19 protein-coding genes are annotated in these 24,323 nt (G+C 64.1%); 1 reads left to right on the top strand and 18 read right to left on the bottom strand.

Annotated features, from left to right (window positions below; all coding sequences use genetic code 11):
- Positions 1-94: 94 nt before the first annotated feature.
- The 10 genes from AB3X98_RS23915 to AB3X98_RS23870 form a co-directional block, all read right to left on the bottom strand.
- Positions 95-955: a glycine betaine ABC transporter substrate-binding protein gene (locus AB3X98_RS23915; RefSeq protein ID WP_368603517.1), complete on the bottom strand. Its 861-nt coding sequence runs from the start codon at positions 953-955 to the stop codon at positions 95-97.
- 112 nt (positions 956-1,067) lie between these two features.
- On the bottom strand, positions 1,068-2,213 hold the full coding sequence (locus AB3X98_RS23910; RefSeq protein ID WP_368603518.1) for an FAD-binding oxidoreductase: 1,146 nt from the start codon (positions 2,211-2,213) through the stop codon (positions 1,068-1,070).
- Positions 2,214-2,248: 35 nt separating this feature from the next.
- Positions 2,249-3,490, bottom strand: coding sequence for an aromatic ring-hydroxylating dioxygenase subunit alpha (locus AB3X98_RS23905; protein ID WP_368603519.1), 1,242 nt, complete (start codon positions 3,488-3,490; stop codon positions 2,249-2,251).
- A 49-nt stretch (positions 3,491-3,539) separates the two neighbouring features.
- Positions 3,540-4,352 carry an electron transfer flavoprotein subunit beta/FixA family protein gene (locus tag AB3X98_RS23900; protein ID WP_368603520.1) on the bottom strand — a complete coding sequence of 271 codons (813 nt, stop codon included), beginning with the start codon at positions 4,350-4,352 and terminating at the stop codon, positions 3,540-3,542.
- Positions 4,349-5,518, bottom strand: coding sequence for an FAD-binding protein (locus AB3X98_RS23895; RefSeq protein WP_368603521.1), 1,170 nt, complete (start codon positions 5,516-5,518; stop codon positions 4,349-4,351). Before AB3X98_RS23895 ends, AB3X98_RS23900 begins: the two co-directional genes overlap by 4 nt.
- A gap of 4 nt (positions 5,519-5,522) precedes the next feature.
- A complete protein-coding gene (locus AB3X98_RS23890; RefSeq protein ID WP_368603522.1) occupies positions 5,523-7,451 on the bottom strand; it encodes a (Fe-S)-binding protein in 1,929 nt (642 codons plus the stop codon).
- Positions 7,452-7,454: 3 nt separating this feature from the next.
- The gene (locus AB3X98_RS23885; RefSeq protein ID WP_368603523.1) at positions 7,455-9,518 is read right to left on the bottom strand and encodes an FAD-dependent oxidoreductase; all 2,064 of its coding nucleotides are present in this window, start codon (positions 9,516-9,518) and stop codon (positions 7,455-7,457) included.
- A gap of 64 nt (positions 9,519-9,582) precedes the next feature.
- Entirely contained in the window at positions 9,583-10,116 is a 534-nt protein-coding gene (locus AB3X98_RS23880) for a DUF5943 domain-containing protein (protein WP_368603524.1), read from the bottom strand.
- Between the two features lie 94 nt (positions 10,117-10,210).
- Positions 10,211-11,182: a dipeptidase gene (locus tag AB3X98_RS23875; RefSeq protein WP_368603525.1), complete on the bottom strand. Its 972-nt coding sequence runs from the start codon at positions 11,180-11,182 to the stop codon at positions 10,211-10,213.
- A 50-nt stretch (positions 11,183-11,232) separates the two neighbouring features.
- A complete protein-coding gene (locus AB3X98_RS23870; RefSeq protein WP_368603526.1) occupies positions 11,233-12,516 on the bottom strand; it encodes a serine hydroxymethyltransferase in 1,284 nt (427 codons plus the stop codon).
- Positions 12,517-12,934: 418 nt separating this feature from the next.
- Here AB3X98_RS23870 and AB3X98_RS23865 point away from each other — a divergent pair, with 418 nt between their 5' ends.
- Positions 12,935-14,005 (top strand): GlxA family transcriptional regulator, encoded by a 1,071-nt coding sequence (locus AB3X98_RS23865; RefSeq protein ID WP_368603690.1) that lies wholly within the window; start codon positions 12,935-12,937, stop codon positions 14,003-14,005.
- A 110-nt stretch (positions 14,006-14,115) separates the two neighbouring features.
- Here the strand turns inward: AB3X98_RS23865 and fdhA are convergent, their stop codons facing one another.
- The 8 genes from fdhA to AB3X98_RS23825 all read right to left on the bottom strand — a co-directional run bounded on the left by fdhA (position 14,116) and on the right by AB3X98_RS23825 (position 23,994).
- Positions 14,116-15,312 (bottom strand): formaldehyde dehydrogenase, glutathione-independent, encoded by a 1,197-nt coding sequence (gene fdhA, locus AB3X98_RS23860; RefSeq protein ID WP_069267059.1) that lies wholly within the window; start codon positions 15,310-15,312, stop codon positions 14,116-14,118.
- 175 nt (positions 15,313-15,487) lie between these two features.
- The gene (locus AB3X98_RS23855; RefSeq protein WP_083245461.1) at positions 15,488-15,982 is read right to left on the bottom strand and encodes a dihydroneopterin aldolase; all 495 of its coding nucleotides are present in this window, start codon (positions 15,980-15,982) and stop codon (positions 15,488-15,490) included.
- Positions 15,979-16,614, bottom strand: coding sequence for a sarcosine oxidase subunit gamma (locus AB3X98_RS23850; RefSeq protein WP_368603527.1), 636 nt, complete (start codon positions 16,612-16,614; stop codon positions 15,979-15,981). Before AB3X98_RS23850 ends, AB3X98_RS23855 begins: the two co-directional genes overlap by 4 nt.
- On the bottom strand, positions 16,604-19,612 hold the full coding sequence (locus AB3X98_RS23845) for a sarcosine oxidase subunit alpha family protein (RefSeq protein WP_368603528.1): 3,009 nt from the start codon (positions 19,610-19,612) through the stop codon (positions 16,604-16,606). The genes AB3X98_RS23850 and AB3X98_RS23845 overlap by 11 nt, the downstream gene beginning before the upstream one ends.
- Entirely contained in the window at positions 19,609-19,911 is a 303-nt protein-coding gene (locus AB3X98_RS23840; protein WP_342946223.1) for a sarcosine oxidase subunit delta, read from the bottom strand. The genes AB3X98_RS23845 and AB3X98_RS23840 overlap by 4 nt, the downstream gene beginning before the upstream one ends.
- Positions 19,912-19,979: 68 nt before the next feature.
- Positions 19,980-21,224, bottom strand: a complete 1,245-nt coding sequence (locus AB3X98_RS23835; protein ID WP_042260300.1) for a sarcosine oxidase subunit beta family protein — start codon at positions 21,222-21,224, stop codon at positions 19,980-19,982.
- A gap of 38 nt (positions 21,225-21,262) precedes the next feature.
- A complete protein-coding gene (locus AB3X98_RS23830) occupies positions 21,263-22,648 on the bottom strand; it encodes an L-serine ammonia-lyase (RefSeq protein WP_368603529.1) in 1,386 nt (461 codons plus the stop codon).
- Positions 22,649-22,851: 203 nt separating this feature from the next.
- Complete coding sequence (locus tag AB3X98_RS23825; RefSeq protein WP_368603530.1) at positions 22,852-23,994, bottom strand: porin; 1,143 nt, start codon at positions 23,992-23,994, stop codon at positions 22,852-22,854.
- Positions 23,995-24,323: the final 329 nt, after the last annotated feature.

Here is a 24,323-nt window from a genome sequence, read left to right as displayed (position 1 = left end):
CATGCTGCATGCGCACAATCGCACTGCGCGCGGCCCGTGATGGGCGCTGATCTGGCGGGGCCGCGGCGAGCCCCCTGCCGTTTTATTGCTGCGATTACTGCGTGCCCGCCCAGGCATTCACACGGTCGCCATGCGCGGCGATCCACGTGTCGGCGGCTGCGTCGGGCTTTTCGCCGTTCTGGATCGCAAGCATCACGCTGTCGATCTCACCCGGCTTCCACTGGAAGTTCTTCAGGAACGTCACCACCTGCGGAGCCTTCTTCTCGAGTTCGGGGTTGGCCACGTTGTCCACGTGCTCGGCCGCGCCGTAGACGTTCTTCGGATCGTCGAGGAAGCGCAGCTTGTACTTGGCGAACATCCAGTGCGGCGTCCACCCCGTGACGATCACAGGCTTCTTCGTCCCCACCGAACGCGCCAGTTCGGCAGTCATCGCGCTGCCCGAGCTCGGCATCACGCTGTAGCTGAGGTCGTATTGCTTGACGGCCTCGTCGGTCTTGCGCATCACGCCCGCGCCGGCGTCGATGCCGACGATGCGACCGCCGAACGCCGACTTGTCCGCGTTCAGATCGGCGATGCTCTTCGCGCTCACATAGTCGGGCACCACGAGGCCGATCTTCGCGCCCGTGAAATTCGTGCCGAGGTCGACCACCTTGTCCTTGAATTGCGCCCAGTACGCGCCCTGTGTGACGGGCAGCCAGGCGGAAAGCGTCGCGTCGAGGTCGCCGCGCGCCACGCCTTGCCACATGATGCCCGCGGCCACCGGCACGAGTTGCACCGGATAGCCGTAGCGTTTCTCGATGATGCGTGCGGCCACGTTGGACGTCGCGACGCTGTCGTCCCAGCCTTCGACATAACCGATCTTCAAGGTCGGCTTGCCGTCGGCAAACGCCGGGGCGTTCAAGCCCACCATCGCCGATAACACACCGGTCCAAAAGAGTTTTCCAGCCAGCTTCATGGTCGATCTCCTGTGATATGGGCAAGCGCCCCGTGCCTATGCAGATTCGCCCGCCACAATCTGCCGCTAACGTCGATTTACGACGTGTTCTTGTCGTTGCGCGACGTGCGCGCTATTTGTCGACGACGAGGTCGGACAGCGGCTTCGAGCAGCACAGCAGCGCCATGCCCTGATCGATTTCGCGCTGGCGTATGCCGCCGCTGTGCTTCATCTCCACTTGCCCGGAAACGAGCTTGACCTTGCAGGTTCCGCACATGCCCTGGCTGCACGACGAAGCAAGGCGCACGCCGGCCTGACGCGCAGCATCGAGCACGGTCTGTCGTGCACCGCATTGAATCTCGCGGCGGCTCTTCGCGAAGGTCACCGTGAAGCTGGCCGTTTCGACCGACGATTCCGCGGGGGGCTGCTCCACCGGCGCCTCGGCTTGCGCCGTAAGCGTTTCGAATGAAAAACTCTCTTCGTGATAGCGCTCGCGCGCAAAGCCCGCTTCGTCGAGCAGATCGCGCACGGCTTTCATGTAGGGCGCGGGCCCGCAGGTAAAGATTTCGCGCTCCATGAAGTCCGGTGCAATCAACTTCAGGAGCGGCAGCGAGAGGAAACCCGTCACGCCTGACCAATCGGTGCGTGCGCCCACCCGTTCACAGACGAACGACGTGCGGAAATTCGCGCGGCTCGAAGCGATCAGCTCCAGTTCGCGCGCGAAGATGATGTCGTCGGGCGTGCGGGCGCTATGCACGAAAACGATATCGCGGTCCTCCGCGAGATCGTGGTGCGCGCGGCTCATCGACATCAGCGGCGTGACGCCGGACCCTGCGGAAAGGAATAGATACTTCGGCGCGGGGTGACGCGCACAGGTGAATTCGCCGGCCGGTCCGAGCACGCGCAGCGACACGCCAGGCCGCAGGTTGTCGTGCAGCCAGTTCGACACCTTGCCGCCCGGCACGCGCTTGACCGTAATGGAAATGGTATGAGGCCGTGCGGGCGAAGACGAAATCGTATAGCACCGGTTGATGGCCTCGCCGTCGATCTCGAGTTCGAGCGTGAGGAACTGCCCCGGCTCGAACGAGAACGTGCGGCCCTGCGGCGAGCGCAGGAAAAAGCTCTTCACATCGTGCGTTTCCTGCCATACGTGGCAGCACACGAGGGTCTCCTCGACCTCGCTCGTCCATCGCTCGGGCAGCGCGCCCCAGAACGCCGGGCGCGTCACCCGGCTGTCGCTGGCGTCGAGTGGATTGAATTGGGCCGCGTCTCGCATCATGTCAAACTCCGCTCTCTTTGCTTTACGCGTGTGCGTTATGCGCCAATCTGCCTGGCGAGGCGGCCGATATACCAGGCCGAGAACTTTTCAACGAGCCCTTCTGTGTACGGCGAATATGGACCCGGTTCATACGCACTGCTCGTCGCGCCGCGCTGCGAGTACTCCACGAGCGTGCGGTCCTGGTTGTTGGTCGCGTTCCACACGGCGGTGAGGTTCTCCACGTCGTAATCGATGCCTTCGCGCGCGTCCTTGTGAACGAGCCAGCGCGTGCGCACGAGCGTTTCGCCGGCGGAAAGCGGAATCACGGAAAACGACACGATGTGATCGCTCATGAAGTGATGCCACGAATTCGGCTGCGTCCAGAACGAGAGGCCGCCGAGATCGGCCGTGCGGAATTCGCCGAGCAGCTTCTTCGAAGCGACCTTCGCGTCCAGCGTTTGGGACTCGCCGCAGCGGTCGAGCGGCAGGCGCTGAGTGCGAAAACCCGTGACATCCAGCAGCTTTTCGATTTCGACCGACGGCAGGTCCATCGCTTCCCACTGCTTCGCGCGCTCGTTGCAGGTGCGCTCGAATGCGTCCATGCCTTCGGCGTTGGCTTCCGTGCGTGCGTAGCCGAAGCCGTATTCGTAGAGCGAAATCGTCAGCTCGGGATGATTCGCGACGCAGTGATAGCACTCGCGATTGTTTTCCATCACGAGCTTCCAGTTGCCCTTCTCGATGATGTCCACCTGCGCGGCGACCTTGCAGCTAGCCAGGTCGTGCGGCAGCAAATACGGCTCCATCTCGGCGCGCATCGCCGCGAAGTCGGCGGGCGGCTCTTCAGCGAGACACACGAAGATCAGGCCCGCGAGATTTTCCACATGCACGTTCTTTAGGCTGTGCTTGCAGCGGTCGAACTGCTCGCCCATGTGCTCGGCGAACATCAGCGCGCCGGTCAAGTTGTAGGTCCAGCTGTGATACGGGCACACGATATTGCCCACCGATCCCTTCTCTTCGTTGCACAGGCGCGCGCCGCGGTGGCGGCAGACGTTGTGGAACGCGCGCACCTGCATGTCGTCGTCGCGCACGATCAGGATCGAGTCGCCCGCCAGATCGACGGTCACGTAGTCGCCCGGTTCGGGAATTTCCGCTTCCGTGGCGACCTCGATCCAGTGTTGCCGGAAAATCGTCTCCATATCGAGCGCAAAAATCTCCTCGCTCAGGTAGAAAGGCGCCTCCAGGCTGTAACCCGCTTGGCGGCGCTCGATCAGCGCGCGAATCTCTGCCGTTACTTTCATGTGTGCTCCGGATTTTTCATCCCAGTTCGTTGCCGACAGGCCAGCAAAATCAGTAATCGATGAGTTGATGCTCCCGCAAATACGCGAGGATCACTTGTGCTTTTTCGACCGAACTCCCTTCAATTACGACGTTGCCGCCCCGGCTTTCGGTCGTGGTCGCCGAAAGCATGCGCGCGTGGCCCGAGCGTTTTTCCGCCGCGGCCAGTCGCACGGGTTTACGCTCGATCGGGCCAACCGTCCATGCGGAAGCGTCAGTCGATTCAGCGGCGCTGACGCGCATTGCGCTCGCGGGCCGTACCGCGCCCGCGCGCAGCCGCGCATAGGCGTACCGGGGCTGGGCATTCGCGAGCGGATGCACGGCGATCAGCGCGGGCAGCGCCGTCTGCACGCGGCGCCGCAGACCTTTGGGCAGAAACTGGCGCACCACGGCGGCGCGCGTCGTGACGTCGACGTCGATATCGACCGCGCCGCCCACGATCGGCAGGCCCAGCGCAGCCGCCAGACGGTACGGCAGCATCCCGCTGTCGTGCGTGCCCTCGGCGCGCGTGCCGGTCAGCACGAGGTCGTAGCCGCGCACGCGCTCGGCGAGCACCCGTGCCGCGTCGCCGGAAGGCGTGCAGGCCAGCACCTCCACTTCGTGCGCGCCCAGCGCGAGGTATTCGGCGAGCGCGGGATCGGCGGCGTCGCCTGCGTGCAGCACGTCGAGACGCGCGCGATGCCGCTCGGCCAGCGTGCGCGCGAGGTCGAGCGCGAGCGCGTCGTTGCGGCTGTAACGCGGCGCGCCGCTCACGGGGTGCCGCCCCACCGAAACGAGCACCGCAATGCGCTCGATTCCACCTTGAGGATCATGGCGTGCGTTCATGCGGCGACTCCTGCAGAATGCGTTTCGTCACGGTTGGCGCTCGCCTCGCCACGCTTTGCGCGTGCGGCTTGCACCTGCTCGATCAGCGCGGCGATCGTGCCCTGCGCGTCGCCGACCACGGTCAAGTTGGCACGCTTCGCAATCGGCGCGCTGCCGTCGAGATTCACGGCAATCACATGGCGGCAGTCCTTGATGCCCTGCAAGTGCTGCACGGCGCCCGAAATGCCGAACGCGATATACACGCTCGCCTCGACCGTCTTGCCCGTTGCGCCGACCTGTTTGTCGCGCGTGAAGTGACCGTTGTCCACCGCCACGCGGCTCGCGCCGATCGCCGCGCCGAACGCGCCCGCGAGCCTCCCGAACGCGGCGATGTCAGTCACGCCGTTGCCCGCCGAAACGATGAAATCGGCTTCTTCGAGCGCGACCTGGGCAGCGTCGATGGATTCGAGGCCGAGATCCATGTATGGGGACGCGAGGTCCGTAGACGGCCGGATGAAATCGCCCGCGAGGCGTTCGCCGGCACCGACGAAAGGCAGCTTCGCCTCGACGGCGTTCGGCGCGAGCAGGATCACTTCCGGCAGCGAGCGTGCGGCCCACGCGCGCTTCGCCTGTTCATACACGCCCACATGCTTCGCATCGATCTCGACCACGTGAGTTGCCACGCTCGCACCCGCGGCGGCCGCATAACGGCGGCCGAGGTCGCCGTCGCCGCTGGCGTTGTCCGGCAGGAATACGTGCTTCGGCGCGAGCGCCGCCGCGCAGGCCTGCAGCGCACGCAACCGGCTTTCCGGCGCGAACGTGCGGCGCTCGAAACCCGGCAGTTCGATCAGCTTGTCCACGCCGAGCGCCCCGGGATCGTCCTTCAGCTCGCCGAACACGAGCAGCGCGACTTCGGTTTGCGCATCGGCCAGCAGCGCGGCGGCGGCAATGGCCTGGCACGCGTGATCGTCGAGCGCGCCGCGTTCGGCGTGCGCAACGACGAGCAGAACATGATCGGGATGACTCACCACGCGGCGTGGCTTCGCTGCGCTCGCGTGCGCGTGCTGCGCGAGCCACTGCGCATCGCTCGCGTCCGCGCTGCCGGCTTCGCCCAGCGTGATGCGCTTGAGGCCCGCAGCCGTAATGACGAAGGGGCGGCGCGGATCGATTCGTTTGAGGGTATTCATCGATTCACTCCAGCGAGGCGGCGACGAGTTCGGCCACGTCGAGCACGTCGGGGCGCGGACCCACGACGCCTTCGAGCATCGCCGTGCACTGCGGGCAGCCCACGGCGACGACTTCGGCGTTGACGGCGCGCGCGTCGGCGATGCGGATATCGGGAATGCGCTGCTTGCCGGGGATATCGGTGAGCGGCGCGCCGCCGCCACCGCCACAGCAGCGTGCTCGCATGCCGTGGCGCTCCATCTCCACGACCTTGATGCCGATGGTCTTGAGCAGCTTGCGCGGTGCTTCGGTCTCGCCGTTGTAGCGGCCCAGATAGCAGGGATCGTGGTACGTCGTGCGCTTTTCCGCGAGCGCCTGCAGGGCCTTGGGCGCGATGCGCCCGGTCGCGGCGAGTTCCGCGAGGTAGGTCGTGTGATGCAGCACTTCGTAACGCCCGCCAAGCGCGCGGTACTCGTTGCGCAGGCTATGCATGACGTGCGGGTCAGCCGTGACGATGCGCGCAAAGTCCAGCGAGGCGAGCGTCGTCATCATTTGCTTCGCCATCTGCTGGAATGTGGCTTCGTCGCCGAGGCGACGTGCCACGTCGCCTGTGTCGGTTTCCCGCGCGCCCAGCACCGCGTAGTTCACGCCCGCCTTGTTGAGGACCTTCACTAGTGCGCGCAGCGTGCGCTGATAGCGCATGTCGAATGCACCCTCGCCCGCCACCACGAGGACGTCCACGCGCTTGCCCGGTTGCGCCACGGGCGCGTTGAGATCGACCGACCAGTCGTAGCGCGCGGCCTTGTCGTAGCCGCCTGCCGTGCCCGTTTCGCGCAGATTGGCAAGCACCTCAGGTCCTTTGCCCGGTACCTCGCCGTGCACCAGCGTCTGGTTGCGGCGCATATCGACGATGGCGTCCACGTGCTCGATCAGCATCGGACACTCCTGTACGCAGGCGCGGCAGGTTGTGCAGGACCACAGCGTTTGCGCTTCGATCAGGCCTGAAACGATCGGGGCATTCGGCGCGCCGGCATGCTGGCCGACCTTGATGCCGGGCGTGGGGCTGCCTGCATAGGCCGCATCGGTGCCGCCCGCCATGCCCACCACGAGATCCTGAATCAGCTTCTTGGGGTTGAGCGGCTGGCCCGAGGCGAACGCGGGGCACGCGGCCTCGCATTTGCCGCACTGCACGCAGGCGTCGAAGCTCAGCAACTGGTTCCAGCGAAACTCGACGGGCTTCGCCACGCCGTATTCCTGCTTCTCTTCGATGTCGGGGAGCTTCAGCGCCGTGGGCGGCGTGGCCGTGCCGTTGCCGGTCCAGCCCTCGCGCGTGGCCGAAAAACGCTCCTGGCGTGGATGGAACGCGAGGTGCAACAGCCCCGCCACGGCATGCTTCATCGGGCCGCCGCGCGCCGCACCGAACGTCATCGCGAACGCGCCCACGGCGATCAGCACCGCGCAGAGCACCGCGAAGCCGCCCGACATGGCGCCCGCCGGCACGACCATGAAGAGCGCCACGCCCAGCGCGAACGAACCGAGCAGCCACGGCAGCGTATTCCAGGGCCCGCGCGAAAGGCGTGCCGGCACCGCCTTCGCGTGACGGCGGCGCCACACGAACACCACGCCGATCAGCATGGCGAGGGCCGCGAGAAAGATCAGCTTGTCGAGCCACGGCGAATAGAGCACGAAACCGTAGTTGACGAACACGAGCGCGAGCGCCGCGATGGCGCCGCCCGCGGTGGCGACGTGCGTTTTGGCGATGTACGGGTCGCGCGCCACCACATGGTGCAGATCGATGAAATAACGCTTCGGGATACTGAACAGCTTGCCGACGCCGACGGAGCCGGGCGCAGCGGCGCGCCCCACCCGCCAGAAGGCGGCACGCTTCGCGACCGCAAACGCGAGCCCCGCCATCGACACCCACAGCAGCGCGGTAATGAGCCAGGTCGGATTCATGGTTCAGAAGTCCTTGGCGAGCCGCAGCGCGTCGTAAATCGCGCCATGAATGTTGTGCAAGGAGATGCAGTCGCCCACGCGGAAGAGCAGGAAGCGGCCATTGCCGAGCTCTTCGGCAAGGCACGGCTGCGCCTCGGCTGCGAAGAGCTTGTGCACGTCCACCTGCCCGCGATTGACCGATTCGGGCTTGAGCGCCCAGTACAAGGCGTCGTTCGGCGTGCTGCCGTTTTCGATCACCACCTGATCGACGGCGCGCTCTTCCTGTTCCTCCGTGTACTCGTTGCGCAGCACGGCGATCTTCTTGCCGTCTTCTTCGTACACACGGTCGAGCCAGTAATTCGGCGTATGAATCACCCCTTGCGCATAGAGGCGGCGATAGAAGATCGGGAACGTGGTGCCGCCCACGTCGTCGGCAACCTTCACGTCGGGCGTCACGATCTCGACCTTCGAGCCGCGGCTCGAAATGAAATCGGCGACGCCTGCGCCCGCATGCGTGCTCACGCCGTCGTAGACGAGCACGTTTTGCTTCGGCTCGACCTTGCCGCTGAGGATGTCCCACGCGCTCACGGCGAACCCCTCTTCCACGCCCCAGGCCGGAACCTGCTGCGTGAAGCTCGACCCGCCCGTGGCGAGCACGATGATGTCGGGCTTTTCCGCGAGAATGGTTTTCTCGTCGGCCGTCACGCCAAGGCGACGATCCACGCCCAGGCGTTTCGTCTCCATGTCGAACCAGCGCACGATGCCCGCCATCTGCTCGCGCTGCGGCGCTTTCGCAGCGAGCAGAATCTGGCCGCCCACGGCCTCGTTCTTCTCGAACAGCACGACATCATGGCCGCGCAGCCGCGCCACGCGTGCGGCCTCGAGGCCCGCCGGGCCCGCGCCGACCACCACGACCTTGCGCTTCGGGCCACGCGATTTTTCGATCACGTGCGGCATGGTCGCTTCGCGCGACGTTGCCGCGTTCTGCACGCACAGCACGTCGAGCCCGTTGTACTGGCGGTCGATGCAATAGTTCGCGCCCACGCACTGCTTGATCTCGTCTTCGCGGCCGTCGCGAATCTTGATGACCATGTGCGGGTCGGCGATCTGCGCGCGCGTCATGCCCACGAGATCGACCATGCCGCTCGCGAGCAGACGCTCGGCCTGGCCCGCGTCGCGAATGCTCTGCGCATGCATGACCGGCAGCTTGACCACCGACTTGATGCCCGCCGCGAGATGCACGAACGGCTCCGGCGGCAGCGCCATGGGCGGCATGCAGTTCGCGAGCGTGTTGTGCGTATCCGCGCCTGAGCCGATCACGCCGAGATAATCGATGAGACCCGTTTCCGACATCGCCTGTGCGATTTCCTTGAGCTGCTCGTGATCGAGGCCGTCTTCGTGGAATTCGTCGCCGCACATGCGCAGGCCGACGCAAAAGTCCTTGCCCACCGCTTCACGCACGGCCTTGAGTACTTCCACGCCGAAACGCAGACGGTTTTCGAGCGAGCCGCCCCATTCGTCGGTGCGGAAGTTCGTGCGGGGGCTCCAGAACTGGTCGATCAGATGCTGGTGCGCGGCGGAGATTTCGATGCCGTCCATGCCGGCGTCCTTCACGCGCTTGGCAGCCGCCGCGAAGTCGCCGATGATGCGGCGGATCTCCTCCACCTCGATGATCTTCGCGTTGCCGCGGTGCACGGGCTCGCGTACACCCGAAGGCGACATCAAATGCGGCCAATGCTCGCCGTGAAAGGCGGAGCGGCGGCCCATGTGGGTGGCCTGGATCATGATCTTCGCGCCATGGCGGTGCATGGCCTCGGCCAGACGCGCGAGCGGATCGATGATCTTGTCGGTGGCGAGATTCACCGACTTCCACCAGCCCTGCGGGCTGTCGATCGACACCGGGCTCGAGCCGCCGCATACGGCCAGGCCCACGCCGCCCTTGGCCTTTTCTTCGTAATAGCGGATATAGCGGTCGCCCGGCAGGCCGCCCGGCTCCGCATAGACCTCGGCGTGGGCCGTGCTGACGATGCGGTTGCGCAGCGTGAGCTGATTGAGCGTCAAGGGTTTGAACAGATTCGGGTAGCGCATCGCAGACGACCTCTGGCGTTCGTGTCTTTCGGTGTGACCTGGATTGCGGGGGGCGCGCGGCCGTTCAGGCGGCGATCGGCGAGACTTCGAATACGCAGTGCGCGTGGCCTTCGGCGGCGCATTGCACTTCTTTCGATTGCGAACGCGGCGCGTTCTTTCCGCCTTCCGTCGTGTCGTTCACCCAGTCCATCGCGCCCGCGAACCAGCCCGCGAACATGTAGCAAAGCTTGCCTTCCTTGCCCGGTTGCGCCAGCACGAACGACGAATGACGCAATTCGATCTTCGCGCGCGCGGTGGCCGGGTCGGCTTCGCGTATCGTGAAGAGGCCCCAGCCGCGCTGCGAAAGACGCTTCAGGTAATGTTCGAACGCGGCCATGCCGGCAATGCCGTGCTTCTCGGCTTCCTTCGCGCACCAGTGGTACGCGGACTTGTAGCCGGCTTTGTAGAGAATCTCGGCGTACGCATCGCGGCCCAGCGCCTCTTCCACAGCTGTGTGATTGTTGGTGAAGAAGTGACGCGGCACGTACAGCATCGGCAGCGCGTCCGTGGTCCAGATACCGGTGGCAGGATCGACATCGATCGGCAGTTGCGGTTGCATTTCGTGGGGCTCCAATGACTCAACGAGCGTTTTTTAGTTAGGGTTTCTTATTGGTAATGATGGCCTTTCCATGCTGCACGGTCAGGCCCGGGGATCAACCGCCCCAGACTTCGCCGAACACGCGCATCCAGTTCTCGCCCATGACCTTCTTGATGCGCGTCTCGCTCCAGCCGGCTTTTTGCATGGCCGCCGTGAGATTCGGAAATTCGCCGATCGTGCGGATGCCTTCCGGGTTCACGACCTTGCCGAAATTCGTGAGGCGGCGATAACGGCCCTTGTCGTGCGTGATCCAGTCGAAGAATTCGGTGCTGTAGCCTTGCGTGAAATCCGTGCCGATGCCCACGCGGTCCTCGCCGATCAGATCGACCACGTATTCGATCGCTTCGAGATAATCCTCGACGGTCGAATCCGGGCCTTTCTTGAGGAACGGTGCGAACATCGTCACGCCCACGAAGCCGTTCGCGTCGGCAATCTCCTTCAACTGCTCGTCGGTCTTGTTGCGCGGGTGCTCCTTGAGACCCGACGGACAGCAGTGCGAATACGTCACCGGCTTCTTCGAGCACGCGATCGCATCCGACGACGTCTTGCCGCCCACGTGCGAAAGATCCACGAGAATCCCCACGCGGTTCATTTCCTGGATCACTTCGCGCCCGTAGCCGGAGAGGCCGCCGTCCGGCTCATAGCAGCCGGTGCCGACCAGGTTCTGCGTGTTGTAGCAAAGTTGCACGACGTTCACGCCGAGTTCCTTGAACACCTCGATATAGCCGAGGTTGTCCTCGAACGCATACGAGTTCTGGAAGCCGAAGATGATGCCGGTCTTGTTCTCTTTCTTCGCGCGCAGAATGTCGTCGGTCGTGCGCACGAGCGTGATGATCTCGCTGTACTCGCGAATCTGCTGCTTCATCTGCGCAATGTTGTCCACGGTCTTCTGGAAGTCCTCCCAGACGGAAACCGTGCAGTTGACGGCGGTGACGCCGCCCTTGCGCATGTCTTCGAACACCGAGCGTTCGAACTTCGAAATGTTCAGGCCGTCGATGATGATGCTGTTGTCGTGCAGAGTGCTCATTAGCCGCTCCGAAACTCGCGAATGGAATTGAAAGACGGTGGTGTGAAGAATCAGGCTTGCGTATAGATCGGGAAGCGTTCGCACAGCGCGAAGATCTCGCGGCGCACGCGCTGCTCCGTGGCGGCGTCGCCTTCGGGATGCGTGCGCAGTGCGTCGAACACTTCGAGAATCAGTCGCCCGATCTCGCGGAATTCGTCCACGCCGAAACCGCGCGTCGTACCCGCGGGCGTACCGAGGCGAATGCCCGAAGTCACCGTGGGCTTTTCGGCGTCGAACGGAATGCCGTTCTTGTTGCAGGTGATGCCGGCGCGCTCCATCGCCTGCTCGACCTGATTGCCCTTGAGGCCCTTGGGCCGCAGATCGACTAGCAGCAGATGGTTGTCGGTGCCGCCCGTGACGAGGTCGACACCGCCAGCCTTCAGCACCTCGCCCAGTGCCTTTGCATTGGCGAGCACGCTGTCGATATAGGTCTTGAAGCTGGCTTCGAGCGCTTCGCCGAACGCCACCGCCTTGCCCGCGATCACGTGCATGAGCGGCCCGCCCTGCAGGCCGGGAAACACGGCCGAGTTGATCTTCTTCGCGATCTCCTCGTCGTTGGTCAGCACGAAGCCGCCACGCGGGCCGCGCAGTGTCTTGTGCGTGGTGGAGGTGACGACGTGCGCGTGCTCGACGGGGTTCTGATGGCGTCCTGCCGCGATGATGCCCGCGATATGCGCCATATCCACCATCAGCTTCGCGCCGACCGAATCGGCAATGGCGCGAAAGCGCGCGAAGTCGAGTGCGCGCGGGTATGCGGAAAAGCCCGCGATGATGAGGCTGGGTTTGTGCTGCTGCGCGAGTTCTTCGACCTGGTCGTAGTCAATCAGCATGGTTTCGCGGTTCACGCCGTACTGCACGGCGTTGAACCACTTGCCGGAAAGCGCCGGCCTGGCGCCGTGCGTCAGGTGGCCGCCCGCGTCGAGCGACATGCCGAGCACCGTATCGCCCGGCTTGGCGAGCGCGAGCATGACCGAGCCGTTGGCCTGCGCGCCCGAATGCGGCTGCACGTTGGCGAAGCCGGCGTTGAACAGTTGCTTGATGCGGCTGATGGCAAGCGCTTCCACCTCGTCGGCGAATTCGCAGCCGCCGTAATAACGCTTGCCCGGATAACCTTCCGCGTACTTGTTGGTCAGCACCGAGCCTTGGGCCTCGAGCACGGCGCGCGACACGATGTTTTCCGACGCGATCATTTCGACCTGCGACTGCTGCCGCTCGAGTTCTTTCAGGATGCTGCTGCGGATTGCCGAATCGCGCTGCGCCAGCGTTTGCGAGAAGAAAGGTTGAGTGTTCGACATAGGGCTTCCGTGACGATGAATGAAGGACTTCCTGCAAGGCTGGAGGCCCCGTCGCGACTGGCTTGAGAGCGGCTTTGAACCCGCTTGACCGGCTGGGGACCGACGGTTCTATTCTTGTCGTTCGAATTGGCGCTCAACGTCGAAATTCAGACGCGTTCTTTTCCTTTTCCGCCATTCGCGTCCATTTTTCACAAGTGGCTACGTTAGAGCGCCCGCTAACGGTGCGCCCGTGCCCCATGTTTCCCAATCCAGATTATTTATCGTGCATCGCAGTGCACCAATCCCGCACTCTCGTCCTATTTCCCGCGTCCGGCTTTATTGACCAGATGACTCAGGGTTTTGCCGCATGGCACACTGGACCCGCCAAATTCGAAAATTGCGGTAGCGTAGCCGGCCCCCCGGGCCTCACCGGGCCTCCATTGGGCATCAGGCTACCGATCACAAGGAATCGTCCCCCATGCTGCCGGATCGCACAGCGTCGTTAGCGCACTTCGCGTTCATGCCGCTGCCCGACTTCACGATGATCGCGTTCACGAACGCCATCGAAGTTCTTCGTATGGCTAACTACCTGAGCGGACAGCCGCTTTACAGGTGGTCGATCATCAGCCCGGAGGGCGGCCCGGTCGCGTCGAGCAACGGGCTTTCCATCGACACCGGCCCGGCAGAATGCGTGGGGCAACCCGATATCGTGTTCGTCTGCGGCGGCATCGACGTGCAGCGGGCCACCACGCCCGGCCATCTCGCTGCGCTGCGCCGCTTTGCGCGCATGGGTGTTGCGCTGGGCAGCCTTTGCACGGGTACCTATGCGCTGGCGAAGTCTGGGTTGCTGGCTGGGTATGCTTGCGCGATCCATTGGGAGAACATGTCGGCGCTGAAGGAGGAGTTTCCTTCGACGCGTTTTCTCAAGGAGCTCTTCGTCATCGACCGCGACCGCGTGACGTGCACCGGCGGCGTCGCGCCGCTCGACATGATGCTGCATCTCATCACGGCACGTGTGGGCACTGCTCGCGTGACGCAGATCGCCGAGCAGTTCGTTGTCGAGCATGTGCGCGATACGTCTGCCCAGCAGCGCATGCCGCTCGTCGCGCGGCTCGGGTCCGCGAACAAGTCGCTCTTCGAGGTCATCTCTCTTATGGAGAACAATATCGAAGAGCCGCTTTCACGTGAAGAGCTGGCGCGGCTTGCGAATATGTCACAGCGGCAGTTGCAGCGGCTCTTTCACGAGCATCTTGGCATGACGCCTACGCATTACTATTTAACGCTGCGCTTGCGGCGCGCGCGTGAGCTGCTGCTGCAGACCGATATGTCGATCATGCAGATTACGATGGCCTGTGGGTTTCAGTCGGCTTGTCACTTTAGCAAGAGCTATCGGGATGCTTTTGGGAGTGCGCCTACTGGGGAGCGGAGGAAGCGGATTGCACCGCTTTCTGGTGCTGATTCGCCTGTGGCGGCGGCTGTTGTTGGGCCTTCGCCTGTTGTTCATATTTGAAACTTGTTTTCGCGCTGGTCTGCATGCGTTGCCCCTGTGCGGGGCAACGCATGCAGACCGACGCGAAAACAGGAAAACCACAAAAAAAGGCCAAAAGCCAAAACCAAAAATTAAGCGGCCAACAACCCATGCGGATCAATCACAAACTTCCGCGGCGCACCGCCATCAAACTTTTTATACCCCTCAGGCGCCTCATCAAGCGAAATAACCGAAACATTCACGATCTTGGCGATCGGCAACCGATCAAACAAAATCGCCTGCATGAGATTCCGGTTGTACTTGAGCACAGGCGTTTGCCCTGTATGGAAAGTATGCGACTTGGCCCAACCAAGCCCAAACCGGATGCTCAGGCTGCCATGCTGCGCGGCCACATCGCGTGCACCCGGATCGTCCGTCACATACAACCCAGGAATACCGATCATGCCTGCGGGCCGCGTGATTTCCATCAGCGAATTCAGCACCGTAGCCGGCGCCTCTTCCGAGTGACCGGAAGCGCCATGCCCGTGCGCTTCGAAGCCCACGCAATCCACCGCGCAATCGATTTCCGGCTTGCCGAGAATCTGTTCGATCTGCTCGCCGAGCGTCGCGTCTTTCGACAGATCGACCACTTCGAAGCCCATCGCCTTCGCATGCGCGAGCCGCTCCGCATTGATGTCGCCGACGATCGTGCAGGCCGCGCCAAGCAAACGCGCCGACGCCGCAGCCGCCATCCCCACCGGACCCGCGCCCGCGATATAAACGGTCGAGCCCGGCTTCACGCCCGCCGTGACCGCGCCGTGATAGCCCGTGGGCAGAATGTCGGATAGGCAGGTGAGATCGCGAATCTTCGACATCGCCTGGTCGCGGTCCGGAAACTTCAGCAGGTTGAAATCGGCATACGGCACGAGCACGTATTCGGCCTGGCCGCCAATCCAGCCGCCCATGTCGACATAGCCGTAAGCACCGCCCGCGCGCGACGGATTCACGTTCAGGCAAACACCGGTGTGCTGCTCGCGGCACATCGCACAGCGCCCGCACGCCACGTTGAACGGCACGGAAACGAGGTCGCCGATCTTCAGCGTTTCGACGTCGTTGCCCACCTCCACCACTTCGCCGGTAATCTCATGACCCAGCACGAGGCCGACGGGCGCCGTCGTGCGCCCGCGCACCATATGCTGGTCCGAGCCGCAGATATTCGTGCTGACCACCTTCAGAATGACGCCATGGCCGATCGAGCGCCCGCTCGGATCGACCATCTTCGGATACGCGATGTTCTGCACCTCGACCTTGCCCGGCCCTTGATACACGACGCCTCGATTACCGCTCATCTCGCTGTCTCCTGTTCGATGCAGCTCGCAACGCTGCTCACTAGATGGCGTTGCCTCGCGCAAACTGTACGCAAGACAACGGTGCTTCGAGCGTAGCCTGAGCGCCGCAGACGACGATGTGCAAAAAGCGACGCGCCCTTGCTTTGCGCCGACATCGGGCTACGCGTCTTGCCTGCTACTGCCCACTCCCGTCGGCCCGTATCCATTGCCGATAGTCGGCGCGCGTCCAGTCGAGCCCCACGCCCACGCGACGCGTACCCGGCCGGATCTTCGGCTTGTGCACCGCGAGCCTGAGCGTTTCCAGCGCGGGCCATTCGCGAAACGAAAACGCCGCCATGTCCGCCACCAGCGTTTCGAGCAGCCGCGTATGCGGCTTGCGCCCGAGAAAGTCGGCAAGGCGCGTGCAATAGCCGTCGTAGTCGATCCAGTCGCCCGCTTCACCCGTCGCGTTCTTTTCGTGCGGCATGCAGCGGTAGCCGAGCTGCGCGTCGATCACGAGCGGCTGCGGGGAACCGTGCTCGTGCGGATAGATACCGATGCGCGCCGGCACGCTCAACGCTTCGACGAATACGCTCCAGCCGCGCCCGAGCGGCGCGTCGTGTGCGCCGAGCGCACCGATTGCGCCCAGCGCGCCAAGCGCCGGCTCGAACGCTGCATCGACGATCTTCATGGCGCGACCGACGCCGCGGCGTCGACCATGATGCGGCAGAAATAATCGGCGAAGCTGCGGCGCACGACGATTTCGAAGCGGTCGTCACCCGTGGGAATCAGCACGATCGAAGCCTTGAAATACACGCTCTGCGCGCATTGACCCGGCTTGAAGAGCCGCTGATGCAGGTCGAGCGGGCAGCCGCGCGAGAGCACGTCGCGCGCCCGCGTGCCTTCGATCTCGATCACCGTGTTGCCGCTGCCGACGTCCACGGCCGCCGCATAGGCATCGCCGAGCACGGGGGTCAGCTTCGCTTCGAGCATGCCCGTTTGCACAGGCGCGAGCGAGCGTACGAGCCATTCGTCGGGTCCGAGCCAAAGCACGTCGTAGTGGTCGCTGCGCGCGACGGTGTTCGGCGCGGCCGGCGGCTCGCAGCCAACCACGCCGGCGAACGCCGCGACGAACGCCGGGTCGCTCAATTCGCCGCGCACGTTCACGAGGTCACGAAACGGCAGCTCACGCATGGCGAACGCTTTCGAGGCGCGTCCCTCCTGCGCCTTGACCAGATCCGCGGCACCTGCGAGCGGCGACTCCAGGCGCACACCGACGACGCGCTCCGCGACCGGCAGGGGGTCTTTCGTTTCATTCAACATGCTGACGCACTCCTTCCGTGTCGTAGAAAATCGGGCTCGCGATCTGCGCGCTCACGCGCCGGCCATCGGCCATGGGAATCACCACGCGCTCGCCCATCTTGTTCAAGCCGCCCTTCACGACCGCCAGCGCGATGGAACGCTGCAGGATCGGGCTGTAGTAGCTCGACGTCACGTGACCGATCATCGGCGTCGTGCCGTCGGCGCGCGCTTGCGCATCCGGTGCGATGATCTGGCCGCCTTCGGGCAGCACGTATTGCGCATCGTCGGTCAGCAGCCCGACGAACTGCTTGCGGTTTTCCTTCGCCGTATCCGAGCGCTTGAGCGAGCGGCGGCCGAGGAAGTCCTTCGTCTGCGAGACGAGACCGCCCATGCCGAGATCGAAAGGCGTGACCGAGCCGTCCGTGTCCTGACCCACGATGATGTAGCCCTTCTCGGCACGCAGCACGTGCATCGTTTCCGTACCGTACGGCGTGATGTCGAACTCGGCGCCGGCTTCCATCAACGCTTCCCAGACGGCGCGGCCTGCATTGGCCGGCACGTTCACTTCATAGGCCAGCTCGCCCGAGAAGCTGATGCGCATGACGCGCGACTTCACGCCCGCGACCGTGCCGTTGCGATACGACATGAACGGGAACGCGGCGTTGTCGAAGTCGATGTCCTTGCATACCCTCTGCAGCACCTTGCGGCTCTTCGGGCCGACCACGGCGAACGTCGCCCAGTGGTCGGTGACGGAAGCGAGACGCACCTTCATGTCGGGCCACTCGGTCTGCAGCCAGCGTTCGAGCCACGTGAGCACACGCGCCGCGCCGCCGGTGGTGGTCGTCATCATGTAGTGCTGCTCGCCGAGGCGCACCGTCACGCCGTCGTCGAACACCATGCCGTTTTCATCGAGCATCAGGCCGTAACGGCACTTGCCCACTTCGAGCTTGAGCCACGGGTTCGTATAGACCCAGTTGAGCAGCTTCGCGGCGTCGGGGCCTTGAATGTCGATCTTGCCCAGCGTGGAAGCATCGAGAATACCGACGCTGTTGCGCACCGCAAGACACTCGCGCTTCACGGCCGCGTGCAGATTCTCCCCGCTTTTCGGGTAGTACCACGGGCGCTTCCAGTTGCCCACGTCCTCGAATTCCGCGCCGTGCTGCACGTGCCACTCGTGAATGCAGGTCTTGCGGATCGGGTCGAGCATGTCGCCGAGTTCGCGCCCTGCGAACGTGCCGAACGTGACAGGCGTGTAGTTCGGGCGGAACGTCGTCGTGCCTGTCTCGGGAATCGTCTTGCCGAGCGCGCTGGCGAGAATCGCCATGCCGTTGATATTGCCGAGCTTGCCCTGGTCGGTGCCGAAGCCCATGGCCGTGTAACGCTTCACGTGCTCGACCGACTCGAAGCCTTCGCGCGCGGCGAGCAGAATGTCCGCTGCCGAGACGTCGTTCTGGAAGTCGACGAATTGCTTCGGCCCGCGCGCCGCATCCTTGCGACTGCCCACGAGCCACAGCGCCTGCAGCGGCGTCTCTTCGACCTCGGCTGCCCTGGGCACAGCGGGCCGCTTGAGCGGGAAGCCGAGCGACTTCGCCGCGTCGATGCCGCCGTCCACGCCCTGCGTGAGCGCGCGGCCAAGCCCGAATTCGCCCACTGCCGCCCCAACGCTCACTTCCTCCTGCACGCGCTTGCCGGGCAGGAAGCACGCCTTCGCGTCGCTCCAGTGCGCCTTGCCGCCCGACTGCGCGAAGAGGTGCAGCACCGGGCTGACGCCGCCCGACACCGCAACGAGATCGCATGCAAGCGTGGCCTGCTGCGCGCCGGCCTGCCCGTTCGTGTAGCCCACCACGTCGACTGAACTCACACGCTGCTTGCCATGCGCACAGTTGATGGCCGCGTTGTACATCACCTTCACGCCCTGGCGGCGCGCGGTGGCCTGCAATGCGCCGTTGCCCTGGGCGCGCCCATCGACGACCGTGACGGTCGCGCCGCATGCCTTCAGATCGAGCGCACAACGGTAGCCCGCGTCGTTGTTCGTGAAGACGACCGCATTGCGGCCCGGCAACACGCCATAGCGATGGATATACGTCGAGACCGCCGAGGCCAGCATGATGCCCGGCAGATCGTTGTTGCCGAACACGATGGGACGCTCGTGCGCACCGGTGGCGAGAATCACGCGCCTGGCGCGGATTTTCCACAACAGCTCGCGCGTGCCCTGGCGCGTGGAAACCGGCAGATGCTCCGTCAAACGCTGCGTCACGGTCACGAGATTGTGATCCTGATAGCCGAACGCCGTGCTGCGCGACAGGATCTTCACGTCGGGCATCTGCTTGAGTTCGGCTTCGATCTTCTCGACCCAATTGAGCGCAGGACGGCCGTCGATATCGGCCTTGCACGACAGCAGGCTGCCGCCCAGTTCGCGCTGGTCGTCCACCAGAATCACGCGTGCGCCGGTTGCGCCCGCCGTATGCGCGGCCGCGAGGCCGGCGGGGCCGCCGCCCACCACGAGGACATCGCAATGCGCGAAGCATTTGTCGTAGCGGTCGGCGTCGCGCACTTCGGGCGCTTTGCCGAGACCCGCGGCGTCGCGAATCTTTTCCTCGTATTTCGGCCACCATTTACGCGGCCACATGAAGGTCTTGTAGTAAAAGCCCGCCGGCAGAAAGCGCGAGAACTTCTGGTTGATCGCCATGCGATCGTTTTCGAGGCTAGGCTCGGCGTTCACGCTCGTCGCGACGAGCCCCTGGTACAACTCGACTTCGGTCGCGCGCGCATTGGGCACCGTATACGCGCCGCGCTCGAGCTGCACGATAGCGTTCGGCTCGGCCACGTCCGCCGTCATGATGCCGCGCGGGCGATGGTACTTGAAGCTGCGCGCGACGAAATGCACGTCGTTGGCGAGCAGCGCCGAGGCCAGCGTGTCGCCCTGAAAGCCCTGATACGTGCGGCCATTGAACGTGAAGTTCAGCGGAATTGCGCGGTTCACGCGCCCACCGGCGCCGAGGCGGTTCTTCTGGCTCATCGCTGCGTGCTCCCTTGCTTGTCGCCTTGCGCCCCATTTGCTGCGCCGAAGGTTTCGTAAGACTGAATCTCGTAGGTGACGGTGTCGCGCGTCGCCATGAACCAGCGGCGGCAGCCCTGCGCGTGCAGCCACTGCTCTTTATGCACGCCGCGTGGGTTGTGACGCATGAAGAGGTAGTCGCCCCACTCCTTGTCGGTGAGCTTGTCGGTGTCGAGCGGACGCGCGATGTCGGCTTCGCCGCCGCACGTGAACTCGACTTCGGCGCGGGGACCGCACCACGGGCATTCAATGATCAACATGTTTGGATCTCCTGTCGACCAGAGTTGGCGCTTCAGCGCCTTACTCTGGTCCCATGCAACGAAGTTGCCTAGTGCGCGACGGCGGCTGCGCCGTGTTCGTCGATCAGATGGCCGGTATAGAAGCGGTCCAGCGAGAACGGCGCGTTGAGCGGATGCGGCTCGTCCTTCGCAATGGTGTGCGCGAATACCCAGCCCGAGCCCGGCGTCGCCTTGAAGCCGCCGGTGCCCCAGCCGCAGTTGAAATAGAGACCCTTCACGTCGGTCTTGCTGATGATCGGGCAGGCGTCCGGCGAAACGTCGACAATGCCCCCCCACTGCCGGTTCATGCGCACGCGCGAGAACACCGGGAACATTTCGACGATGGCCTGCAGCGTGCCTTCGATGATGTGGAAGCTGCCGCGCTGGCCGAAACCGGTGTACTGGTCCACGCCCGCGCCGATCACGAGATCGCCCTTGTCGGACTGGCTGATATAGGCGTGCACCGCGTTCGACATGATCACGGTGTTCACGACCGGCTTGATCGGCTCCGACACCAGCGCCTGCAGCGGGTGGCTTTCCAGCGGCAGGCGCACGCCGGCCATGTCCGCGAGCGTCGTGGTATTGCCCGCCGCCACCACGGCGACCTTCTTCGCCTTGATGAAGCCCTTCGACGTATCCACGCCGGTCACGCGCGCGCCGTCGCGGCGAATGCCCGTCACCTGGCAGTTCTGGATGATGTCCACGCCGTGCTGGTCAGCGCCGCGCGCGAAGCCCCACGCCACGGCGTCGTGGCGCGCCACGCCCGCGCGGCGCTGGATCGAGGCGCCCAGCACGGGGTAGCGGCTGTTCAGGTTGATGGTCGGCTCGATTTCCTTGATCTGCTCCGGCGTGAGGAATTCCGCGTCCACGCCGTTCAGGCGGTTCGCATTCACGCGGCGCTCGGTATCGCGCACGTCCTGCAGCGTATGCGCGAGATTCATCACGCCGCGCTGGCTGAACATCACGTTGTAGTTGAGGTCCTGCGAGAGCCCTTCCCAGAGCTTCATCGCTTTCTCATAGAGCGCGGCCGACTCGTCCCACAGATAGTTCGAGCGCACAATGGTCGTGTTGCGCGCCGTGTTGCCGCCGCCGATCCAGCCCTTCTCCAGAATCGCGACGTTCTTCACGCCGTGCTCTTTCGCGAGGTAATAGGCCGTTGCGAGACCATGCCCGCCGCCGCCGACGATCACCACGTCGTACTCCTTCTTCGGCTCCGGGCTTCTCCACTGCCGCTCCCAGTTCTCGTGATACGACAACCCGTTGCGGAACAGACTGAATATCGAATAGCGGCTCATCTCGCAGACCCCTTGTTGCGCGTTACCATTAGCTTCAGTTAGCACTCGATGACGTTCACGGCGAGACCACCGCGCGACGTCTCCTTGTATTTCGTCTTCATGTCGGCACCCGTTTCGCGCATCGTCTTGATGACGTTGTCGAGCGTGACGTAATGCTCGCCGTTGCCCTTGAGCGCCATGCGCGCGGCATTGATCGCCTTGATCGCGCCCATGGCGTTGCGCTCGATGCAGGGAATCTGCACGAGGCCGCCCACGGGGTCGCAGGTCATGCCGAGGTTGTGCTCCATGCCGATTTCGGCGGCGTTCTCCACCTGGCGCGGCGTGCCGCCCATGACGGCAGCGAGCGCCGCGGCGGCCATCGAGCACGCCACGCCCACTTCGCCCTGGCAGCCCACTTCGGCGCCCGAGATCGACGCCGTTTCCTTGTAGATGATGCCGATGGCCGCGGCCGTGAGCAGGAAGTTGGCGATGCCGTCTTCGTTTGCGCCCGCCACGAACTTCACGTAGTAGTGCAGCACAGCGGGAATCACCCCCGCCGCACCGTTGGTGGGCGCCGTGACGACGCGGCCGCCCGCCGCGTTCTCTTCGTTCACGGCCATGGCGTAGAGATTGACCCAGTCGAGCATCGACAGCGGATCGCGCAGCGACTCCTCGGAGCGCGAACGCAGATGCACCGAGAGATCGGCGGCGCGGCGCTTCACCTGCATCGGGCCGGGCAGCTCGCCATGCATCTTGCAGCCGCGCTCCACGCAGGCGGCCATTGCGCGCCAGATCACGAGCAGCCCTTCGCGCACGTCCTCCGGCGAACGTGCCGCGCATTCGTTCGCAAAGGTGACGTCGGCGATCGACCGGCCGCTCTCGTTGCACACGCGCAGCAGGTCGTCGCCGGTGCGGAACGGATACGGCACCTCGCGTCCGCTGCGCACGCCGTTCACGCGGTCGCCGTCGCGGTTCACGACAAAGCCGCCGCCCACCGAGTAGTACTCTTTTTCGACGAGCAGCTGCCCGTTTTCGTCGAAGGCCTGAAAACGCATGCCGTTCGGATGCAGTGTGTTCGCGCCGCCCATCGTCTTGCGAAAGAAGCCAACGCACTCCTTCTCGTCGAAGCGGATGGTCTGCTTGCCGAGCAGCACGAGCATCTTCTCGCGGCGCATGGCGGCGAGGCGCGGCTCGATCTGGTCAGGGTCGATCGAGTCGGGCAAGTTGCCTTCGAGGCCGAGCAGCACCGCCTTGTCAGTGCCGTGGCCCTTGCCCGTCGCGCCGAGCGAGCCGTACAGCTCGACCTTGACGCGACGCACAAAGGCGAGCAGATTGGCGTCCTCGATGTGGGACGCGAAGCGGCACGCGGCAACCATCGGGCCGACCGTATGCGAGCTGGACGGACCGATCCCGATCTTGAACAGGTCGAAAACGCTGACGTTCATCTGACTTCCCTTCGCGCTGAGCGCATGGATGAGCTTGAGTGCAAGTAGACCAAAGAGGCCGTGGCAGCCGATAGAACAAAAACGCCATCGCCGTTGGACGGCCTCGCCAGCCGGGGCTGCGGGCGACTCCGGCGGACGATTCGCGAGGGTTTTACCGCGGGTTTTCCCGATGTTTTGCGGTGGAAAAGCACCCGCATGTCCGCTCAGAACTGATGACGCAAGCCAATGCGCACATCGGCCTGGGTGGTGGTGGAAGACGGCGTGAAGCTATAGCCGATCACCGCGTCCACACCCTGCGAGGCCTTGGGCCAGTCGCCTGAGATGTACACGTCCGTGCGCTTCGAAAGCAGGTAATGCATCCCCGCCGAAAGCTGGTTCCAGTGGTGGCCGTCGAAGTGGGAGTACTGGTAGCCGCCCGCCACGCTGAACGCGGGCGTCACCTGCCAGTTCGCGCCGCCCTCGCCCACCTGCATGTGCTCGCTCTCGCCGAACGCCTTGATCTGCGTGTACGTGAAAGCGCCCATGAGCGTGACGTCGCCGATGGCGTAGCTCGCGCCCGCGCCGAAGGTGGCCTGCTTGTCCACGGGGAACGGCGTCTCCGAATAGAGCGAACTCACCGCGCCCGTGGCCGGATCGACGCTGACGGTCGGCCTGCCGAAGAACGTGCGCACGCCAATCATGTTGTACGGGTCGAACGCGTAGATGCCCGATGGATTGTTCAACTGCGTGTACGCGGTGCCCATCGCGAACGGGCCGTTCTGGTACTGCGCGCCCACGCTCCAGGCGCTGCCGGTGTGAAAGTCGCCTGGCGTGTTACTGAACGAGTACATGCCGCCGAACTGGAATCCGCCGAACGTGTTCGACATGAACTTCACGGCGTTCGGCAGATGGTCGCCGTTCATGCGGTCGAAGTCGCCCTGGTTGATTGCGTAGCCGCTCGCCCATGCCGTGACGTTGTAGAGGTAGACGAACTCCTGCGTCATATCGGCCTGATTGCCGAACGTGAGCGTGCCCCAATCGTTCTGGAGTCCGACATAAGCGAGGCGACCGAAAAGCGAGCCGCCGTTGGCGATCTGTCCGTTGCCGAGGTGAAAGCCGCTCTCCAGCTGGAACACGGCCTTCAACCCGCCGCCGAGATCCTCGGTGCCCTTGAGACCCCAGCGGTTCGCCTGCGCAATGCCATCGTCGAATTTCACTTGATGCGAGCCGCCCGCATTGCTCACGTAGGTCACGCCAGCGTCGATGATCCCGTACAGGGTGACGCTGCTTTGGGCATGGCTTTCTGTCGAGACGGCGCTCAATGCCACCGCGATGCCGCTCAGTGCCACCGCATTCAGTTTTCTCATGGTGTCGGGTCTCTCTGGTCTGGCGATACAGGTTGTCGGGCCGCGCCGGCAACGCATGGCGCCTTGCGCGGTGGATCAAAACGTACAAGTCCAAATCTCGCCCGACTTGCGCAGACACGACACGCGCTGGCGCTAACGCGACACGCCAGCGGCATAAAAACCCCTGTAAAACAGGCGCGATCCGTTATCTGGCGGGCCTCGCGAAGGGTTCCGGCGACGCGATCATCGGTAATCCGACGCGGACTTTGTAAAATCCGCCGATCCCGCCATTTCTACGTTTTTATTGATTGAACATTCAATAAAAAATACCTAGAGTGGAAACCTCCCCG

The sequence above is a fragment of the Paraburkholderia sp. BR14312 genome (assembly GCF_040948675.1).
GTDB classification, from domain to species: domain Bacteria; phylum Pseudomonadota; class Gammaproteobacteria; order Burkholderiales; family Burkholderiaceae; genus Paraburkholderia; species Paraburkholderia nodosa_A.
The sequence above is the reverse complement of the archived record's forward strand: the minus strand, read 5'-3'. Positions and strand labels throughout refer to the sequence as shown.

Excerpts from the sequence above, each read along its gene's own strand:
- AB3X98_RS23915 (WP_368603517.1), bottom strand. The coding sequence starts at position 955 with ATGAAGCTGGCTGGAAAACTCTTTTGGACCGGTGTGTTATCGGCGATG.
- AB3X98_RS23910 (WP_368603518.1), bottom strand. The coding sequence starts at position 2,213 with ATGATGCGAGACGCGGCCCAATTCAATCCACTCGACGCCAGCGACAGC.
- AB3X98_RS23905 (WP_368603519.1), bottom strand. The coding sequence starts at position 3,490 with ATGAAAGTAACGGCAGAGATTCGCGCGCTGATCGAGCGCCGCCAAGCG.
- AB3X98_RS23900 (WP_368603520.1), bottom strand. The coding sequence starts at position 4,352 with ATGAACGCACGCCATGATCCTCAAGGTGGAATCGAGCGCATTGCGGTG.
- AB3X98_RS23895 (WP_368603521.1), bottom strand. The coding sequence starts at position 5,518 with ATGAATACCCTCAAACGAATCGATCCGCGCCGCCCCTTCGTCATTACG.
- AB3X98_RS23890 (WP_368603522.1), bottom strand. The coding sequence starts at position 7,451 with ATGAATCCGACCTGGCTCATTACCGCGCTGCTGTGGGTGTCGATGGCG.
- AB3X98_RS23885 (WP_368603523.1), bottom strand. The coding sequence starts at position 9,518 with ATGCGCTACCCGAATCTGTTCAAACCCTTGACGCTCAATCAGCTCACG.
- AB3X98_RS23880 (WP_368603524.1), bottom strand. The coding sequence starts at position 10,116 with ATGCAACCGCAACTGCCGATCGATGTCGATCCTGCCACCGGTATCTGG.
- AB3X98_RS23875 (WP_368603525.1), bottom strand. The coding sequence starts at position 11,182 with ATGAGCACTCTGCACGACAACAGCATCATCATCGACGGCCTGAACATT.
- AB3X98_RS23870 (WP_368603526.1), bottom strand. The coding sequence starts at position 12,516 with ATGTCGAACACTCAACCTTTCTTCTCGCAAACGCTGGCGCAGCGCGAT.
- fdhA (WP_069267059.1), bottom strand. The coding sequence starts at position 15,312 with ATGAGCGGTAATCGAGGCGTCGTGTATCAAGGGCCGGGCAAGGTCGAG.
- AB3X98_RS23855 (WP_083245461.1), bottom strand. The coding sequence starts at position 15,982 with ATGAAGATCGTCGATGCAGCGTTCGAGCCGGCGCTTGGCGCGCTGGGC.
- AB3X98_RS23850 (WP_368603527.1), bottom strand. The coding sequence starts at position 16,614 with ATGTTGAATGAAACGAAAGACCCCCTGCCGGTCGCGGAGCGCGTCGTC.
- AB3X98_RS23845 (WP_368603528.1), bottom strand. The coding sequence starts at position 19,612 with ATGAGCCAGAAGAACCGCCTCGGCGCCGGTGGGCGCGTGAACCGCGCA.
- AB3X98_RS23840 (WP_342946223.1), bottom strand. The coding sequence starts at position 19,911 with ATGTTGATCATTGAATGCCCGTGGTGCGGTCCCCGCGCCGAAGTCGAG.
- AB3X98_RS23835 (WP_042260300.1), bottom strand. The coding sequence starts at position 21,224 with ATGAGCCGCTATTCGATATTCAGTCTGTTCCGCAACGGGTTGTCGTAT.
- AB3X98_RS23830 (WP_368603529.1), bottom strand. The coding sequence starts at position 22,648 with ATGAACGTCAGCGTTTTCGACCTGTTCAAGATCGGGATCGGTCCGTCC.
- AB3X98_RS23825 (WP_368603530.1), bottom strand. The coding sequence starts at position 23,994 with ATGAGAAAACTGAATGCGGTGGCACTGAGCGGCATCGCGGTGGCATTG.